10 protein-coding genes are annotated in these 18,847 nt (G+C 62.4%); 7 read left to right on the top strand and 3 right to left on the bottom strand.

Annotation, left to right across the window (positions count from 1 at the left end):
* Positions 1 to 78 precede the first annotated feature (78 nt).
* Positions 79 to 1,302 (top strand): MFS transporter, encoded by a 1,224-nt coding sequence (locus ABI796_RS11550; RefSeq protein ID WP_141285321.1) that lies wholly within the window; start codon positions 79 to 81, stop codon positions 1,300 to 1,302.
* Positions 1,299 to 2,327 carry a PD40 domain-containing protein gene (locus ABI796_RS11545; RefSeq protein WP_141285260.1) on the top strand — a complete coding sequence of 343 codons (1,029 nt, stop codon included), beginning with the start codon at positions 1,299 to 1,301 and terminating at the stop codon, positions 2,325 to 2,327. Before ABI796_RS11550 ends, ABI796_RS11545 begins: the two co-directional genes overlap by 4 nt.
* A 31-nt stretch (positions 2,328 to 2,358) precedes the next feature.
* Here ABI796_RS11545 and ABI796_RS11540 read toward each other — a convergent pair whose 3' ends face one another.
* Complete coding sequence (locus ABI796_RS11540) at positions 2,359 to 7,251, bottom strand: DUF4082 domain-containing protein (RefSeq protein ID WP_141285262.1); 4,893 nt, start codon at positions 7,249 to 7,251, stop codon at positions 2,359 to 2,361.
* Positions 7,252 to 7,602: 351 nt separating this feature from the next.
* On the opposite strand from ABI796_RS11540, the gene smc reads away from it, so the two are divergent.
* Together smc and ftsY are read left to right on the top strand one after the other, a co-directional pair.
* On the top strand, positions 7,603 to 11,181 hold the full coding sequence (gene smc, locus ABI796_RS11535; RefSeq protein ID WP_174754589.1) for a chromosome segregation protein SMC: 3,579 nt from the start codon (positions 7,603 to 7,605) through the stop codon (positions 11,179 to 11,181).
* A 20-nt stretch (positions 11,182 to 11,201) separates the two neighbouring features.
* Entirely contained in the window at positions 11,202 to 12,407 is a 1,206-nt protein-coding gene (ftsY, locus tag ABI796_RS11530) for a signal recognition particle-docking protein FtsY (RefSeq protein WP_141285266.1), read from the top strand.
* Here the strand turns inward: ftsY and ABI796_RS11525 are convergent.
* Entirely contained in the window at positions 12,400 to 13,638 is a 1,239-nt protein-coding gene (locus tag ABI796_RS11525; RefSeq protein WP_141285268.1) for an MFS transporter, read from the bottom strand. The genes ftsY and ABI796_RS11525 overlap by 8 nt on opposite strands.
* A gap of 276 nt (positions 13,639 to 13,914) precedes the next feature.
* Between ABI796_RS11525 and ABI796_RS11520 the strand changes: the two genes are divergently transcribed.
* Together ABI796_RS11520 and ABI796_RS11515 are read left to right on the top strand one after the other, a co-directional pair.
* Positions 13,915 to 15,246 (top strand): ammonium transporter, encoded by a 1,332-nt coding sequence (locus ABI796_RS11520; protein WP_141285270.1) that lies wholly within the window; start codon positions 13,915 to 13,917, stop codon positions 15,244 to 15,246.
* Entirely contained in the window at positions 15,243 to 15,581 is a 339-nt protein-coding gene (locus ABI796_RS11515) for a P-II family nitrogen regulator (protein WP_011775128.1), read from the top strand. Before ABI796_RS11520 ends, ABI796_RS11515 begins: the two co-directional genes overlap by 4 nt.
* A gap of 74 nt (positions 15,582 to 15,655) precedes the next feature.
* On the opposite strand, the gene ABI796_RS11510 is transcribed toward ABI796_RS11515, so the two are convergent.
* Positions 15,656 to 17,194: a glucose-6-phosphate dehydrogenase gene (locus ABI796_RS11510; protein WP_141285272.1), complete on the bottom strand. Its 1,539-nt coding sequence runs from the start codon at positions 17,192 to 17,194 to the stop codon at positions 15,656 to 15,658.
* Between the two features lie 30 nt (positions 17,195 to 17,224).
* Here ABI796_RS11510 and ffh point away from each other — a divergent pair, with 30 nt between their 5' ends.
* Positions 17,225 to 18,805 carry a signal recognition particle protein gene (ffh, locus tag ABI796_RS11505; protein ID WP_141285274.1) on the top strand — a complete coding sequence of 527 codons (1,581 nt, stop codon included), beginning with the start codon at positions 17,225 to 17,227 and terminating at the stop codon, positions 18,803 to 18,805.
* Positions 18,806 to 18,847 lie beyond the last annotated feature (42 nt).

Below are 18,847 nucleotides of genomic sequence, written 5' to 3'. Positions count from 1 at the left end.
GCAGCGATGTATATCTCACTTTCGGACCGCGGGAAACGGGACAAGCCGGAGGGACCACGAACGGCACTATCGGGCGAAGTGCCGTTCCGTTTGTCTCCGGTCATCCTTTGGTTGGGCGTTGTCAGCATGGTGACCGATGTTTCCTCGGAATCAGTCACCGCCATCCTGCCGTTGTATGTCACCGGTTTCCTGGGCCTGTCAACCATAGCTTTCGGGTTCATTGACGGCATCAACCAAGGTGCCAGCGCGATTGTAAGGATCGCAGCAGGCTGGGCCGCAGACCGCAGCGGTCACCCGAAGCGGATAGCCCTGGCTGGATACGGCCTATCCATGCTCGCCAGGGTTGGTTTTCTCTTTGCTGGAGGGTTTTGGGCCATCGCGGCCATAGTCACCGGGGACAGGATCGGTAAGGGTATTCGCACGGCTCCCCGGGACGCCCTCATCTCAGTGTCTGCCCAGCCTGAACATTTGGCCCGGTCCTTTGGCGTCCACCGGATGCTGGACAACATTGGCGCTGCGGCCGGCCCGTTGATTGCCTTCTTCGTGTTGCTGATGATCCCCAACGGGTTCAGCACGGTTTTTGTTGTGTCACTGGCCTTCGCAGTGATTGGTGTTGCTGTTCTGGCCTTGGTGGTGCCGGATATCAAGGCACGTGCGCTTCAGGGCACGGAGGAGCCCGAAGGGCGGCGTCTGTTCGCTTTTTCCTGGAGCCACCTGAAGGAACCGGGGCTGGGGAAGCTGCTGATTGCTGCAGGGCTCCTGGGACTGGTCACCATTGGCGACGGCTTCATTTATCTTGTGCTGCAGGCCAGGGATTCCTTTGCCGTCCAATGGTTTCCGCTGTTGTTCGTAGGCACAAACGTGGTGTTTCTCGCGTTCGCCATTCCCTTGGGCCGTCTGGCGGACCGGGTAGGCAAAATACCGGTGTTCGTTGGGGGACACATTGCCTTGCTGGCAACGTATCTCCTTGCGGCGTCGCCTTTTGGAGGGCTGTGGGCCACCGTGGGGTGCCTGGTTCTTCTGGGTGCGTTCTATGCCGCTACTGACGGCGTCCTGGCCGCCTTGGCCAGCCAACTGACACCGGCGGGGAAACTTGCCACAGGCATAGCCTCGGCCCAAACTGTTGTGGCACTCACAAGAATGGTGGCCTCGGCAGGTTTTGGCATCCTTTGGTACGCAGTTGGTGCTCCAACGGCCATGGTGGTGGCCGGAGGTGCACTGGCTTGCGCTGTAGTAGCTGTGGCCTTCATCCTGCGAGGGGCACCGGTTGCAGCGTCAGAGGACCCGAGCAGCGGCGCATGAGTGGGGTTCTCGCTCAAAGCAGGCTTCGCTGGGGCATCCTCCTTGCCGTCACGGTACTTGTATTGGTGGCGGCGGGCATCTACGCCGTGGGCGCTTACGGACGTTATGAACAGAGCAGGACTGCGTCGTCGTCGGTGGGTGTCACTGAGAGCCAGCCGCTTCCGGCCGGCTCGTTTATCCTGTTCCGGAACACCGCGGCCGGCCAGGGCTATGGAAACGCCGCAACGGTTCCCTTCTCGGCCCCCGGGGGTTCCCGTGCCGTGAGCGGCCAGGAGTGTGATCGCGTCTACGGAACATCGGAGAAAGTGGTCTGCCTGAAGACGAACCGGGGACTGGTCACGGCTTTTGAAGCTGTTGTCCTGGACCGCAACTGGGAGCAGCAACAGGCATGGCCTGTCCCCGGGATACCCAGCAGGACCCGTATCAGCGCAGACGGGTCCATGATTGCCACCACCGTGTTTGTCTCCGGACATTCTTATGCTGCGGCCGGCTTTTCAACGGCCACTGAGATCATGCTCCCGGACGGAACATCGGGGAATTTGGAGGACTTCGCCTTAGTGGTCAACGGTGAACGGCTGCTGGCCGCGGACCGGAACATCTGGGGGGTAACGTTCGCTCCCGGCCAGAGCGATGTGTTCTACGCAACGGCCGCGTCCTCGGGCCGCATCTGGCTGGTGCGGGGGAGTCTGTCCGCCAAGACCCTGACTGCCGTTCACGATCACGTTGAGTGTCCGTCCATCTCGCCTGACGGCTCAAGGATTGCGTTCAAGAAGAACGACGGCGGGGCGCTGGCGGCTCACTGGAGCGTCGCGGTGCTGGACCTCGCTTCGGGACGGGAAACAGTGCTCGCTGAAAAGCGCAGTGTGGATGACCAGATCGAATGGCTGGATAACCAGAACGTTCTCTATGGTCTACCGGACGAAACCACTGATGGGGACAGCAACATCTGGAAGCTGGGAACCGTACCCGGTTCCCAGCCCAGCTTGTTCATTCCGCATGCTTGGTCTCCCAGCGTGGTCCGGTAGGGACAGCACCCCCACCAGGCCCGGCCCGGTCTCAACAGGTCCGCAACAACCCGCAGAGAAGCCCGCCGGTTTGGGTTGGAGTGGGTGTTGGGCTGGGAGTCGCGGTGGCTGTAGCGGTCGGCGTGGCCGTTGCTGTGGGCGTAGCTGTCGGAGTCGCCGTCGCCGTGGTTGGCGGCTGGGTCGCCTGAGCCGGCGCAGTGGTGGAGTACACCACATCAACAAAGTAGTTGGTGGCGTTCCAGGAACTGGTGGGCATCACGCCTCCTGAGCCGTACCGGTACCGTCCATTGTTCGGCCCTGTGGCGGTGAAGACCCCACTGGTCCATGTCTGGTTGAAGAACCCTGCCGTGGAGGAGTACCGGCCATTTGGTGCCCGGTAGGACACCACGTAGGTTTGCCCGGTCACCAATGCCACAGGCGTTGCCAGGGTTGCAGTTTGCCAGCCCGTGGCCGTCTCATTGGTGAAGGTCACTTGCGCCAGACGGGTGCCGGCCGAGTTCCACAGCGAGCCAACGTGGGTACCCGTATTGCCTGTGCCCTTGTAGAAGCGGATGCCTGTCACATTCCCGGCCTGGGATACCGTGAAGGCGGTTCCCAGTTCCACCGGCATGAAGTCAGAATTCGCGGCAACCTGGGGAACCAGTGATCCGAAGATCGTGGACAGCTGCACCGCCGGAGCTGCAGTGGTGAATTGCCATGCCGTGGTGGGGAAGGCTTGGCCTTGCTGGGATACAACGTTGGCCACACTTGCGGAAATGACAGTGCTGGCCGGCAGAGCCGCCGTAGGAGTAAACGTCAGGCTGCGGCTATCGGCCGAAAGCGCTGCCGTCCCGGCAACCGGGTTGCCATTGGCAGTCAAGGTAAACGCTGCCCCTGGACGTATTGCCGATGAGAACGTGATGGCAGGTTTGACGTCCACAGGTATGCCCGTAGCGCCCGGCGCCGGCACCTGTTCGGAAACCGTCAGTGGCGGCGTGGTTACCGTGAACACCAGATCCACCAGGTAGTTGGTGGTGGAGGAGGCATTCGGGAAGTCACCGTTGTATGCGAAAGCTCCGGAATCGGTGGCCGCCCGCAGCGGCCCGCTGCTCAGGCCCGCGCCAAATCCTCCGGCGCTGTAAGAGTACTTGCCGGTTGGTGACTTGTAGGCCACCACGTACTCGGTGTTCGCCTCAATGCTCACTGGCTGGCTGAAGGACGCCGTTTGCCAACCTGTGCTCGATTCATTGGCGAAAGTAACGGTAGCCAGCAGTTGTCCAGCGATTGTGTACAGCGAACCGGTGTGGGTCCCGGTGTTGCCGGCTGCCTTGTAGAAGCGAACCCCGGTGACCTGCCCTGCGGTGTCACTGGCAAAGCGCACACCCAGGGACAACGGCACACCGTCGTTCGCATCCGGCGTTGTCGGAGTCACAGTGTCCTGGAACAGCGTGCACGGGCACACCCCGGGAGTCCGCGGAGGCGGAACCGTGGTGAATGTCCAGGTGGCCCCGCTTGACATCGGCTGACCGGATACCGAGGTGGCAGTAACTGTTGCCGTGTAGGAAGTCCCTGCAGCCAACGGTGCAGAAGGAGTAAACGTGACCTTACGGGTGGTTTGATCGTAGGTGGTGGTCCCTGCTGCCGCAGCTCCGCCGGTGATCTTCAGCCCCAGCGTCACGCTGGATGCCACCGCTGGTTCGGACAGCACGGCACTGACCGCAGAGTCCAGGGGAACACTGGCCGCGTTGGGGAGCGGCGAGTGCGAACCAACGGTGAACGGCGGGTTGGGTACGGTGACTACCACGTCCACCAGATAGCTTGTGGTGGACCGTGAAGCAGCAAAATCGCCGCTGTAGGTGTAGGCGCCTGCGTCGGAAGCAGCCCTGAGCGGACCCACGCTCATCCCGGAACCGAAGCCGTTGGTCGTGGCCGAATAGGTGCCGGTCAGTGACTTGTAAGACACGATGTAGTCTGTGTTCGCGGCCATTTGGACAGGTTGACTGAACATTGCGGTCTGCCAGCCGGAGGCACTTTCATTCGTGAAGGCGACGGTTGCCAGTTGCTGGCCGGTGCCTGAGTACAGGGCGCCATTGTGGGTTCCTGTGTTGCCTGCTGACTTGTAGAAGCGCATGCCCAGGACCTCACCGGCGGAGACACTGGAGAACCTCACGCCCAAGGTCAAGGGAACTCCCTCACGCAGTTCGGCGATACCGGGAGTAACCGAGTCGTCAAAAAGGCTACAGGGGCAGGCGCCCGGGACTGGCAACGTTGCTGCCGTGGTGAAGGTCCACGTCCCTCCAGCTGTGACCGATCCACCGATCGAGTCAATGCCGGACAACGTGGCGGTGAATTGAGTACTGAAGGCGAGGGCGTTCGACGGCGTGAAGGTCGCCCGCCGCGTGGCAGCGTCGTACGCCGTGGTGCCTGCCACCGGCCCGGAAGGTGACTGCAGGGTCAGCTGGACACTGGCCGCGGTGACGGGTTTCGAGAAGACTGCGCTCACCTTGGTGTTGACGGAAACGCTGGAGGATGAAGGAATCGGTGAATGGCCAGATACGGTCAGGGGTGAGCTGTCCACGGTGCTGAAGAGGGCATCGGCGAAGTAATTGCCGCCGTTGAAACTGGTCGTGGGAAAGCCTTGAGACGTGGCATAGACACCGGCCGGCTCGGCTCCGAAACCACCGGCCACCTTCAAGGGTGCATCGGCGGATCCGAAACTTGCCCACTGATAGTCCTTGGTGGAGTAGTGGCCGTTCGGCGCCCAGTAGGACACGGTATATTTCTGTCCAGCCGCCACAGGCACAGCTTGGGTGAAGAGTGCGGTCTGCCACCCCGATGCCGTCTCATTGGTGAAGGTCACTGTGGCCAGGCGCTCGCCGGTGGAGCTCCACAGGGACCCGGTGTGGGTTCCGGTGTTGGCTGTGCTCTTGTAGAAGCGGACACCTGTGATGAAACCGTCTATAGAGGGCGTAAACCTCAAGCCCATCTCGTACGCTCCTCCATCACCTGAATCCTTGACCGTGGGAATGGTCTGGCCGAAGACGCTGTAGGGGCCGCTAAGGGTCAGGTTCCTGACGGTTGCTGCCCCGATGTTGGCGCTATCGTCGATGGCCCGGGCCTGGATTGTTGCCGTAGCGAGGCCCTTTTGGATGTATGTGTAGGTCCAGTTCTGCGTGCCCTGTGCCGGGTGCCAAGTGGTGCCGCCATCGGTTGAAACCTCCACGCCGGCCACCACACCGCCAACATCGGCGGCAGTTCCCGTCACGGTGACGCTGTTTCCGTGGGGTACCGTGGCGCCATTGGCCGGAGCAGAGATGGCGGCAGTGGGCTTGGTGGTATCGGTACTGGGCGCCGCGGCAACCAGTCCGGCAGCCCTCGTGGCAGGCTGCGCACCCATGTCGGCCAAAAGATTGACCTGCGCTTGCCTCATGCGGATATCGGCCGGCGCGCCATTGCCGTCGTGCTCCTGGTCCAGGCCCCAAGTCCATTGGACACTGCCTGCGGAAAAGACCAAAGCACCGCTTGCTGCCCGGTAGAGAGTCACGTTGTGGGTGGTGGTTCCCGGAGCCACCGTGTTGCCGAAGTCCTGGAGATATTGTGGAACATTCCCTACCGTGGTGGACAACCTGACCAAACCCGCCGGCCGGAATCCATTGTCCAGATCTTCGTTTGACTCATATCCCACCGTGTGGGGAGCCAACGCTGCGGAAGAACCCGCGGGAAGCGTCGCCAGGGACGTGTTGCGCCAGAGCCGTGTTTTCCCTTCCTGTGCGGATACTGTCACAGGCAGGTCTGAGAAATTGGACATGTACAAGGTGCCCGTCAGCCCATTCTCGGGAAGGCCGCCGCCATTGGCTTGGGAAGCGAAGCGAGGATCACGCCACGTGCCCGTCCACTGCGCTGTGGGATCAATCTTTTCGTTTGCCCACGTTTCCTTGTAGCAGGTCAGGGTGCGGTTGGCTGCACCATCCACCGCGGAGGGCTCAAACCGTGTTCTCCAGTACATTTCGTTGCCGGAGAGGAATTGGAGATTCACTCCTGCATCCCTCGCGGCCGTGACGTTGGCCCGCTGCGGTCCTGACCAGTATTCGTCGTGTCCCACAGACAGGAACACTTTGTGGTTCAATAACTCGGCGCCGCTGCGGTCCGCATCGAGACCACTGATGTAGCTGACGTCGTAGCCGTTCTGCTCAAGGAAACGCACCATGGGGTATTCGTTGGCGAAGTAGAAGTCCCGGCCATCCGGTCCTCCCCTGGTTGCCATGGGACGGTTGTAGCTGACCTTATAGGCACGGCCGTTGACGCCCTGATAGAAGTCAGCACCCCCGTATGAGTTGTAGGCCTGCCACGTCTGGTCAGCGGTCTGGAAGAGCACTGCGGAACGGTTTCCGTCGTTACGCACGATAAACGTGATGTGGCTTTTCTCCCCGGTATCAGGCCGCTTCAGCAGGGCGACGTAGACCCCTGAGACCGCTGTTGCCGGCACCTGCCACGTTGCGGACACTGCCCATGTGCCGCAGTCAAAAATGCCGGTGGCGGCGTCACTGCGGCAGGCTGGCTGGTTCTGCCGGAAGACCGACGGCGTCACATCGGCAATTTTGCGGGCACCCAGTCCGCCGTACCAGCCAGTGCGGTAAATCCCGATGGTGTAGCTGCTGGCGTTCGTATCCACCTTGAAGCGAATGGGTTGGCCCGCATTGACGCTGATTTCGGTGGAGAAGCCTTGGATGCTGTCATCACCGGCGCCACTGATATCCCACTCCGAGGGCGGACTTCCCGGCTTGGAGTTCTCGCACGCCACAAGGTTCACTACGGGATCGCAAGGTCCTGCCGCAACTGCTGCCGGCGCTGTAAACGGCAGCAGGGCTGCCACCATGGCAAGCACCAGGGGCACAAGGAATCCTTTGAAGACCCGCTGCGGTTGGGTGGCTGAAGGACCGGGCATGAGAACTCCTGGAGTGGTACGCCGAATGCTAAGACAGGGCCACGCAATTGAACGCAGCCCCCTGCTTGCCGCTCCCCAGCCAGGGTCAAACCAAGATCTTCAGTTATGAAACACGGGGTTGGCGCGGATGAAAGTTCCCAAAGATCGGGACCGGACCCGGCAATGACCGAACAGAAGTTCAAGCCGAAGCCGGATCACAGGAACAAATCCGCCAAGTAACCCTTGGCAGGAGTGTAGGGGTGCGGCATGCCACCTGCAAGGGCTTCCGCTTTCAGATCCGTAGATTTCGCGCAAACCGCAGTAGATTTAGTGGATACAGACACCCGGGCCACCCAGGAGAACCGAAGCGCCTTGCACCTGAAAAGTTTGACTGTCCGAGGATTTAAGTCGTTTGCGTCGGCCACGACCTTCGACTTTGAGCCCGGTGTCACCGCCGTCGTCGGCCCCAATGGATCGGGCAAATCCAACGTGGTGGATGCCTTGGCCTGGGTCATGGGAGAGCAGGGGGCCAAAACCCTCCGTGGCGGCAAGATGGAAGATGTCATTTTCGCGGGCACCTCCGGCCGGCCACCTCTGGGCCGGGCACATGTTGCCTTGACCATCGACAACGCGGACAACGCGCTGCCCATCGAATACAGCGAAGTGACCATCTCCCGGACCCTGTTCCGTACAGGGGGCTCGGAATACGCCATCAATGGGGCGCCGTGCCGGCTCTTGGACATCCAGGAACTTCTCTCCGATTCCGGCCTGGGCCGGGAGATGCACGTCATCGTTGGACAGGGCCAACTGGACCGCGTGCTCCACGCCACCCCGGAGGACCGCCGGGGCTTCATTGAAGAAGCCGCAGGAATCCTCAAGCACCGCCGCCGCAAGGAAAAGACGGTCCGAAAACTCGAAGCCATGCAGGCCAATCTTGCCCGGCTCGGTGACCTCACGGCGGAGATACGGCGGCAACTGACCCCCTTGGGCAAGCAGGCAGAGATCGCCCGCCGCGCCCAGACAGTCCAGTTCGACGTCCGGGATGCCCGCGCCCGCCTCCTGGCAGATGACCTCGTTCAACTGACCACCACTCTGGAAAAGGACGTTGCCGACGAAGCTGCCCTCAAGGAACGCCGTCAAGTAGTTGAAGCAGGGCTTGGCACCGGCAGGCGACGCCAGGCTGTACTGGAGCAGCAAGCCGCCGAGGCCACGCCACGACTGAACGCGGCACGTGATCACTGGTATCAGCTCTCGGCAACCCGGGAACGGCTCCGTTCACTCGGATCCCTGGCCACCGAACGCAGAAGGCTCCTGGGTTCGGCCGAGGCTGCCCCGGATACCGGACGCGACCCCGAACAACTTGAACGCCAGGCTGCCAGGGTCCGGGAAGAACAGGCCGCCCTTGAACACGACATCCTGGCCAAGCAGGCAGCGCTCCTGGAAGCCACCGTGGCGAAGGACTCGGCCGAAGCGCTCGCAGCTGCCGAGGACAAGCGCCTGACGGCCATGTTGCGCGCAGCTGCCGACCGCCGCGAGGGCCTGGCCAGATTGGCAGGCCAAGTGGCTGCGGCCAGATCCCGGGCTGAGGCTGCCGAGGCCGAACGGGGCCGCCTCAGGGAGTCCCTGGCTGCTGGTGATGAACGTCGCCGTAAAGCCCAAAGCGAGTTCACTGCCCTCGAGTCACAAGTAGCCGGCGTTGAGGATGGTGAGGAAAGCCTCGACGCTGATTATGAGAGTGCGAACGACGTCCTTGACGCAGTCCTCGCGGAAATCGAGGAGCTGAAAGCTTCCGAGCGCGAAGCAGTCCGGGAACGGGACGCCCTGACGGCCCGCCGCGACGCCCTTCAGCTGGGGCTCAACCGCAAGGACGGCTCGGGGAGTCTTTTAACGGCCGAGGGCGTCCTCGGGCCTGTGTCCGCATTGCTGAGCATCGAGCCTGGATACGAGGCCGCCATAGCTGCCGCCCTGGGGAGTGCCTCGGACGCTTTGGTAGTTGCCGATGCCGGCACCGCTTTCGCAGCGATCCGCCGACTCAAGGAAGACGACGCCGGCCGGGCAGCATTGCTACTGGCCGGATATGACAGCCGTGGCGCTACCCCCGATGCCGCCCTTGAGCTGCCCGCAGGTTCTCAGCAGGCAAGCGAAGTCCTCACAGTTACCGATCCAGCTGCCCAAGGAGTGATCGCGCTCCTGGCCGGAACCGTCGTCGTCGATGACCTGGAAGCTGCAGCCGCCCTCCTTACCCACCACCCTGACCTCACAGCCGTCACCCGCGAGGGAGACATTCTGACCTCCCTGACAATTACGGGAGGTTCGGCAACCGCGCCGTCGCTGCTTGAAGTTCAGGCAGCCGTTGACGACGCCGTTGCCCGGCTTCAGGAGGTCACTGCCCGTCTGGAACGTGGACGCTTCGCCCTGGCCGGTGCCCAAGCGCGCCGCGTCGAAGCACAGGACCGGGCCGACGCCGCGCTGGAGCGTCTGCACGAATCCGATGCCCGCCTTGCCGCTGTAGCTGAACGCCTGGGCAACCTGAACTCGGTTCTCCGCAGTGCCGTTGGCGAAAGCGAGAGGCTTGCTGCGTCCATGGCCAAAGCCGAAGCAAACATCGCAGAAGCCCAACTGGACCTGGAAGTCGCTGCCGAACGCCTTGCCGCGGCCCAGGAAGCTCCGGATGAAGAGCCCTCCACGGATCAGCGGGACGAACTCGCGGCCCTTGCCAGGGCTGCCAGGGCCTCGGAAACCGAGGCCCGGCTCGCGCTGAGGACTTCTGAGGAGCAGTTGGGAGCCATCAGCAACCGGGCTGCATCACTTGAAAGGGCTGCAGCTGCCGAGCGCCGGGCCCGTGAGGAAGCCGCCCGACGTGCGCAGCGGCGGCGTGCGCAGGCCCAGCGCGCGGCGGCGGTTGCCTCCGCCGTGGAGCAAACTCTCCGTTTTATTGACGTTTCGGTGGACGTTGCCGCCTATGAGCGTGACGTCGCCGAACAGCAGCGGGAACAGCTTGAGCAGGAACTTGCCGGAGTCCGCTCCGGCAATGACGCCTTGGCGCGGGAGCTTGCCGAATTGACGGACTCAGTGCACCGCGACGAGATGGCCCGGACACAGCAGCGGCTTCGCATCGAGGCTGCCGAGGCGCGGTCCATTGAAGAGTTGGGTCTGTCCGCCCAGCAGCTCATTGCCGATTACGGCCCCGATCAGCCGGTTCCGTTGCCCGCAGGAGCCACCACGGATAAGTGGGCTGAACTCCGGGCGCCCGTTGATGAAAACGGCGACGCCATTATCCAAGGGATTCCATTCGTCCGGGCTGAGCAGGAGAAGAGGCTGAAGAAAGCCGAACGTGAGCTGGCCGCCCTTGGCAAAGTAAATCCGCTTGCTTTGGAAGAGTTCGCTGCTTTGGAGGAACGGCACCAGTTCCTGAGCTCGCAGCTGGAGGACCTCAAGTCCAGCCGCAAGGACCTGCTGGACATCATCAAGGAAGTGGATAACCGTGTCCAGCAGGTGTTCACGGAGGCCTTTGCTGACACCTCGGCCCAGTTCGACCACGTTTTCGCCAGGCTTTTCCCCGGCGGCGAGGGCCGGTTGGTACTCACTGATCCTGACGACATGCTCACTACGGGCATCGAAGTGGAAGCACGTCCGGCGGGCAAGAAAATCAAGAGGCTCTCGCTGCTCTCCGGCGGGGAACGCTCGCTCACTGCAGTGGCGCTGCTGGTGGCTATCTTTAAAGCCCGGCCTTCGCCCTTCTATGTCATGGATGAAGTGGAAGCGGCATTGGATGACACCAACTTGGGGCGCCTCATCACCATCTTTGAGGAACTGCGTGAGTCCAGCCAGTTGATTGTGATCACCCACCAGAAGCGCACCATGGAAGTGGCAGACGCACTTTACGGAGTGACCATGAGGGGCGATGGCGTGTCAACGGTGATCAGCCAGAGGCTCGGTGCCGGGGCATAGCTTTATGAGAAGGTAGGGGAGTGAACGATTTCCTACCCATAATTCTGTCCATTCTCGCTGCGCTCGTAGTGGTCGGCGGACTCGTGCCGGTACTGATGAAAGCCCGGAAGACCGGCGCCAAGTACCCCGGAACGCGTGACGCAAACGATCCCGTCCAGTCGTCGGCAGCAGGCGGCGGAACCCTTGTGGAGGACCGCCCGGATGCGGTGAAGGCCCCCGCTCCCACCTTCGACGGCACGGTGGAAGATACGGATGTCCCGGACGACGCCGCCGGGCTCGAAACCATTGCCATCGATACTCCTGCGCCGGTGGAAGGCAGGCTCACCCGCCTTCGCGCCCGCTTGATCAAGTCCAACAACATTCTGGGCAAGGGCCTCCTGGCATTGTTGTCCGGCGACAAGATCGACGAAAACGTCTGGGACGAGGTGGAAGAGACCCTCCTGCTGGCCGATCTTGGCACCGAACCCACCATGCAGCTGGTGGATGCTTTGCGTGAGCGCGTCAAGGTGCTGGGCACCCGCAGCCCTGAGGACGTCAAGGCGATGCTCCGTGAGGAACTGATCAAGCTGGTGGATCCAGGCATGGACCGTTCGTTGAACGTCGAGCGTAAGGGTGACCGGCCCGCCGTCGTGCTTGTTGTTGGTGTGAACGGCGTGGGCAAGACCACCACCGTGGGCAAGCTGGCACGTGTGTTGGTAGCCGAAGACAAGGACGTCCTCTTGGGCGCCGCCGATACTTTCCGTGCCGCTGCTGCCGAGCAGCTGGCTACCTGGGGCCAGCGCGTGGGTGTTCCCACCGTTAAGTCCGACATCGACGGCGCCGATCCCGCTTCCGTTGCCTACGAGGCCGTGAAGGCCGGCATCGATCAGGAAGTGGACGTGGTGATGGTGGACACCGCGGGACGCCTGCAGAACAAGACCGGCCTGATGGATGAGCTGGGCAAAGTCAAGCGGGTCATTGAGAAGCTGGCCGAGGTGGACGAGGTCCTGCTGGTCCTCGATGCCACCACGGGACAGAACGGCCTGAACCAGGCCCGCGTGTTCGCGGAGGTAGTGAACATCACCGGCATTGTGCTCACAAAGCTGGATGGAACTGCCAAGGGCGGCATTGTTGTGGCGATCCAAAAGTCACTGGGTGTCCCGGTGAAGCTTATTGGCTTGGGTGAAGGCCCGGACGATCTTGCGCCGTTCGACGCAGAAAGCTTCGTGGACGCACTGCTCAACTAGCGTTGTGGCCGGCGGGGGAGTGCTTCGAAGGTTCCCGCGCCGGCAGCCAGGCCACGGCGGTCAAAAGGAGCACGCCGCCGGTTATGCCGAAGGCCCAGCCATAACCCAAACGGTCAGCCAGCAGCCCCGCCACGATCGGACCAACGATCGCGCCGGTGTCAGCAGCCATTTGGAAGACGGCAAGCACTTTGCCCCCCGAGCGTCCACGGCCGATGACGTCAGCCACCGCAGCCTGTTGCGCCGGGCCCAGCAGGCCGGAGCCGAATCCCGCCACTGCAGAGGCGATGAGGAATCCAGTCAGGTCAGTGGTCAGGCCAATGACTGCTGTGGCTGCGCCGGTGATGACCAGTCCGGGGATCAGCAGTGGCTTACGTCCCCACGCATCCGCGAGGCGCCCACTGAAGGTCAGCGCCAAAGCGTTGCCCACGGCAAAGATCGCCAGCGCCCAAGCCGCTGTCTCCGGTGCCGATTGGAGAACCGCAACGGCGAACAACGGGATAGTGGCCATGCGGACGCCAAACGTCACCCAGCCGTTGCCGAAGCTTGAGAAAATGGCGGCACGGTAAGCAGAGTCGGCCAGGGCTTCCTTGAGGGTCATGGCCGGTGCGGGTGCGGCGTCCTCTGCCGCGGTGCCTTCGCCGCTGAGCAGGGTGCGCACTACCAAGGCTGCCACCAACAGTGCTCCGGCGTAGGCAAGGAAAGGTACCCGGAGGCCGAAGCCTGCCAGCAGCCCTCCCACTACAGGACCCAGCACGCTTCCAATCAGGAATGCCGAGGCGTAGGCGCCGGAGACCCGGCCCCTGCGCTCGGGCGGTGCCAGACGGATGAGCAATCCCATGGCGGCAACAGTGAACATCACCGAGCCTGCCCCGCCCAGACCCCGGAAAATCAGCAGTTGCCAATAGTCCTGCGCGAAGGCACATGCCGCAGTGGACACTGCCACAATCAGCAGCCCGGAGACGTACACGTTCCGTTCGCCGAACCGCCCCATCAGGGCACCACCGGCAGGGGCGAAGACCAGCCGCATGAACGCGAAGATACTCACAATGACAGCGGCAGCGGTAGCGCCAACATCAAAAGTCGTGGCGAATTGCGGCAGAACAGGGGCCACCAAGCCAAAGCCCAGGGCGATCAGGAAGGCCGCGGCCAACATCACCTTGATGTCGCGCGGAAGGGGCGCCTTCTCCGGCCTGATCCTTGGGGCTTTGACGGATCTGGGCGACTGGGTCATACGGTGCTGGTCCTTCATATGGGTTCCGGGTGATGAAACTGGGGATCTTGAGGTGCATGTGGTCAGAAACCGGGTATTTCCTGTGAAGTCCGACGCCTGAAACATATCCGTAACACCGGGGATATGCACCATTTACGTTGGGGAGGTTGTTGTAACGAGCGCGCAATGTAAAACCTGCGCAGGTGAAACACGGCGGCACAAAACTCTTAAGCAGGACGCAAAACGGCGTCAGGACAGCGGTTGAACCGCAGATCTAGCAAGAGAGGAACGTGCACCATGGAACTTACCGCAGGTCACGTATGGGTCATGGTGGCGGCGGCGCTTGTGCTGTTCATGACACCTGGTCTGGCATTTTTCTACGGCGGCATGACACGCGCCAAGGCAGCCCTGAACATGATGATGATGAGCTTCATCTCCATCGGCATCGTGGGCGTTGTCTGGGTGCTGTGGGGCGCTTCGATGAGCTCCGGCGAAGGTTTCATGCAAATCGTGGGTAACCCGTTTGCTGCCTTCGGCCTTGCAGGTGTTGAGACCACACCGGATGCAATGATCAAGATCGGCTACGCAGCCACCTTCGCCATCATTACCGTCGCCCTGATCAGTGGTGCGATCGCCGACCGCGCCAAGTTCGGCGCCTGGAGCATCTTCGTTCCGGTCTGGGTCACGCTGGTCTACTGCCCGCTGGCCTACATGGTCTGGGGTGGCGGCCTCTTCGGTCCGGAAGGCGCCATTGGCAAGGCCCTCGGCCCGGCCATCGACTTTGCCGGTGGCACCGTGGTCCACATCAACGCAGGTGTTGCAGCGTTGGTCCTGGTCCTCATCATCGGCAACCGCCGCGGCTTCGGCAAGGACCCGAACCACCGCCCCCACAACATTCCCTTCGTGATGCTCGGCGCTGCAATCCTCTGGTTCGGCTGGTTCGGCTTCAACGGTGGCGCGGCTACCACTGCAGAACAGGCCGGCCTGATCTGGATCAACACCCTCGCAGCCCCTGCAGCAGCTATGATCGGCTGGCTCATCACCGAACGCATCCGCGACGGACACCCGACCTCCCTCGGCGCAGCATCCGGTGTGGTTGCCGGTTTGGTGGCCATCACCCCGGCCTGCGCAAACGTAGACCCCATTGGTGCCCTGGGCCTGGGCGTAGTTGCCGGTGTCGCCTCTGCCCTGGCAGTAGGCCTGAAGTTCCGTTGGGGCTTTGATGACTCCCTGGACGTTGTTGGCGTCCACCTCGTCTCCGGCATCATTGGCACGGTGGCACTGGGCTTCATCGCCAAGTCCACTGATGGAGTGGGCGGCGGCCTCTTCTACGGCGGCGGCTGGACCCAGATGTGGGCACAGCTCGCAGCAGCCGGTATCGCGATCGCTTTCTCGGCGATCATGACGGCCATCATTGCCTTTGCCATCCACAAGACCATGGGCTTCAGGGTCTCCACCGAGCAGGAAAACGTTGGTGTCGACCTCAGTCTCCACGCTGAGACAGCTTACGAGTTCGGCGTCAACGGCCACGGTGGCAGCTTCCAGCCCCTGCATAACGCAGTGACAGGCAAGTCCGATCCCGCTGCAGCCAAGACCCCCGCAGAAGGCAAGGAGAGTGTCCAGGCATGAAGCTCATCACAGCGATCGTCCGTCCCGAAAAGCTTGAAGCAGTCCGGGAAGGCCTCGAATCATACGGGGTCCAGGGCCTGACGGTCAGCGCGGCAAGTGGCTACGGCCGCCAGCGAGGCTATACCGAGGTGTACCGCGGAGCGGAATACAACGTGGACCTGCTCCCGAAGATCCGCATTGAGGTCCTCGCCACGGACGAGCAGGCAGATGACATCCTTGATGTCCTCATCGCCAGCTCAAACACAGGCCGCGCCGGTGACGGCAAGGTGTGGACCGTGGATGTCTATGAAGCAGTAAGGGTCAGGACCGGAGAGCGCGGCGCAGCCGCAATCTAAGTCCCATGCTCAACAAGAAGCGGGCCGGGTACCACTGAAAGGTACCCGGCCCGCTTGCGCTGTTTGCTCTGGCTTTAGTCCACGACGGCGGTGGGCCAACCCGCCGGGCCTGCGGTGCCGGCGTCGTACTCTTCCAGCGGGACGTCGCCGGATTCCCAAGCCCGGAGGACGGGCTCAATGATCCGCCAGCAGTCCTCGGCAGTATCACCCCGAACGGACAGCAAAGGATCACCGTTCAGGATGCCTTCGAGTACTTCACCATAGGGGAGCATGCCGGCTGCGTTGAGCTGGGCCACCAGACTTGCGCGGTCCAGGCTGAAGATGTCCCCGGGGCCGTTGACGTCGACGTCGAGTTCCAGGACGTCCGGGCCGAATCCGATCCGCAGCTGGTTGGGGGAGTCCACACCGGAAAATCCCTTGGGCAGGTGGGGGACGGGGCGGAAGGTAATCACAGCTTCCTTGCGCCGGCGTCCCATGGCCTTTCCGGAGCGAAGGATGAACGGAACACCCTTCCACCGCCAGTTATCTATCTCCACGCGGACCTCTGCCAGGGTTTCGGTGTTTCGGGAGGGATCTACGCCTTCTTCGGCAACGTAATCCGGTACCGTTCGTTCGCCGAGGGTTCCTGCCGTGTAGCGGGCGCGGCGTGTGGAGTGGGCGTACGGGGCCTTGATGCTGCTGGCCCGCAGAACTGTTGCAACGGCGTCGCGCAGGTCCCGTTCCTCAACGGTGGCCGGGGCGTCCACCGCAAGGAAGGCCATGATGTGCAGGAGATGGCTCTGGACCATATCGCGAAGGGCACCCGCGGTGTCGTAGTACCGTGCCCTGCCCTCAAGGGCCAGGTCCTCATCAAAGATGACTTCCACTTTTTCAATGTGGTCCCGGTTCCACACCGGTTCCAGGAACGTGTTGGCGAAACGAAGTCCCAGGATGTTCAACACCGTGGCTTTACCCAGGAAGTGATCCACGCGGTGGATGCGGTCCTCGGGCACCAGTGCCGCGAGTGTCTTGTTGAGCTCGTGGGCGGATTCGGTTCCCGAGCCGAAGGGCTTTTCCATCACCAGCCGGGTTCCTGGGGGCAGCTGGTCCCGGTGAAGCACTTCGCAGGCCTTCTGGCTGACGTGGGGAGGCAAAGCGAAGTAGATGGCCACTGGCCCCTCCAGTCGGCTCAGCAGCTCGGCCAAAGGGCCGTCAGCGGTGACGTCCACCTGATGGTATTCAGTGGTTGATGCCACGGCGGCCAGATCGGCGCGGCCTGTTGCCTCGGATGCGTTCGATGCTGCAGCGAAGGCCGTGTTGACCCGGTCCTGCCACTGTTCGGGGGACCACGGGTCAGAACCGGCCCCCACCAGACGAAGGCCCGGGGCCCGTCCGGAAGCCAGGAGCCCTGCCAGTCCGGGCAGGAGCAGCCTGCCTGTCAGGTCCCCGGACGCGCCGAGGATGAGCAACGTTTTTACAGTTGTTTTACTGGTCACTGTGCCAGCATGCCATCTTGCAGGTGCGACTTGGTACCCTAGATAGTCGAGTCCCGTAGTCGAATCAGATTTGTTGGCTGAGGCATATTTGCCGGGGCAAGAATGATCAGGACTATGGCGTGCCGCATTGGCCGCCATTCGTAGACCATCGAAAGAAGTGCACGGCGCGTGTTCAATTCACTCTCTGACCGGTTGACAGCAACCTTCAAGAACCTCCGTGGCAAAGGCCGCCTCACCGAGGCTGATGTCGATGCCACCGTTCGTGAGATTCGCCGTGCCTTGCTGGATGCGGACGTTGCAGTATCCGTGGTCCGCGAGTTCACCGGCCGCATCCGCGAACGCGCCTTGGGCGCCGAAGTCTCGGGGGCACTGAACCCGAGCCAACAGATCGTGAAGATCGTCAACGAGGAACTCAAGGAGATCCTCGGTGGCGAAACCCGTCGCATCCGCTTGGCCAAGACGGGCCCCACCATCATCATGCTTGCCGGCCTCCAGGGTGCCGGTAAGACCACCCTTGCCGGCAAGTTGTCCAAGTGGCTCAAATCCCAGGGCCACAGCCCCATGCTGGTGGCCTGTGATCTTCAGCGCCCCAACGCAGTGACCCAGCTCCAGGTTGTGGGACAGCGTGCGGGCGTTCCCGTGTTTGCTCCGCACCCCGGCGCCACGTCAGAGCTGGAGCACCCTGCCGGTGACCCCGTGGCCGTAGCCAAGGCTGGTGTGGAGGAAGCACGTCAGAAGCTGCACGACGTCGTGATTGTTGACACCGCCGGTCGCCTTGGCGTTGACGCCGAGATGATGGATCAGGCCCGCCGTATCCGTCAGGCGATCATTCCCAACGAAGTCCTGTTTGTCATTGACTCCATGATCGGTCAGGACGCCGTCAACACGGCCATGGCATTCGATGAGGGCGTCAACTTCACAGGCATTGTGCTTTCCAAGCTCGACGGCGATGCCCGCGGCGGTGCCGCGCTTTCGGTGGCGTCCGTCACTGGTAAGCCGGTGATGTTTGCCTCTACCGGTGAAGGCCTTGACGACTTCGAGCTCTTCCACCCGGACCGCATGGCTTCGCGCATCCTGGACATGGGTGACGTCCTCACCCTGATCGAACAGGCTGAGAAGGCATGGGACAAGGACGAAGCTGCCCGGATGGCGAAGAAATTCGCTGACCAGGAAGACTTCACCCTGGACGACTTCCTCGCCCAGATGCAGCAGATCCGCAACATGGGCTCCATGAAGAAGATGCTCATGATGATGCCGGGTGCGCAAAACATCCGCCAGCAGCTGGAGAACTTCGACGAAAAAGAGATCGACCGCGTCGAGGCAATCGTCCGCTCCATGACTCCGCACGAGCGCGTTGCCCCCAAGATCATCAATGGCTCACGCCGCGCCCGTATTGCCAAGGGTTCCGGCGTGCATGTGTCCGAGGTCAATGGCCTGCTGGAGCGGTTTGCCCAAGCGCAGAAGATGATGAAGAAGCTCGCACAGGGCGGCGGCATGCCGGGTATGCCCGGGATGCCTGGGCTCGGAGGCCCCGGCGGTGGACGCAAGAACGGGAAGAACGCCCCGAAGAAGAAGGCTCGCTCAGGCAACCCTGCCAAGGCAGCCCAGGAGCTGCGTGATGCCGAAGCCAAGCGGGCAAACGCTGCCTCGGCAGCCCCTACCGGAGCGGCTTTTGGTCAGGGTGCAGCAGACTTCGATCCGTCATCGCTGAATCTTCCCAAGGGCTTTGACAAGTTCCTCGGAAAGTAAATATTGCGTCCTAAGGAGCCGGGCCTCCCGGCTCCTTAGGAT

The organism is Paenarthrobacter aurescens (assembly GCF_041549525.1).
Taxonomy (GTDB): Bacteria; Actinomycetota; Actinomycetes; order Actinomycetales; family Micrococcaceae; genus Arthrobacter; species Arthrobacter aurescens.
The sequence above is the reverse complement of the archived record's forward strand: the minus strand, read 5'-3'. Positions and strand labels throughout refer to the sequence as shown.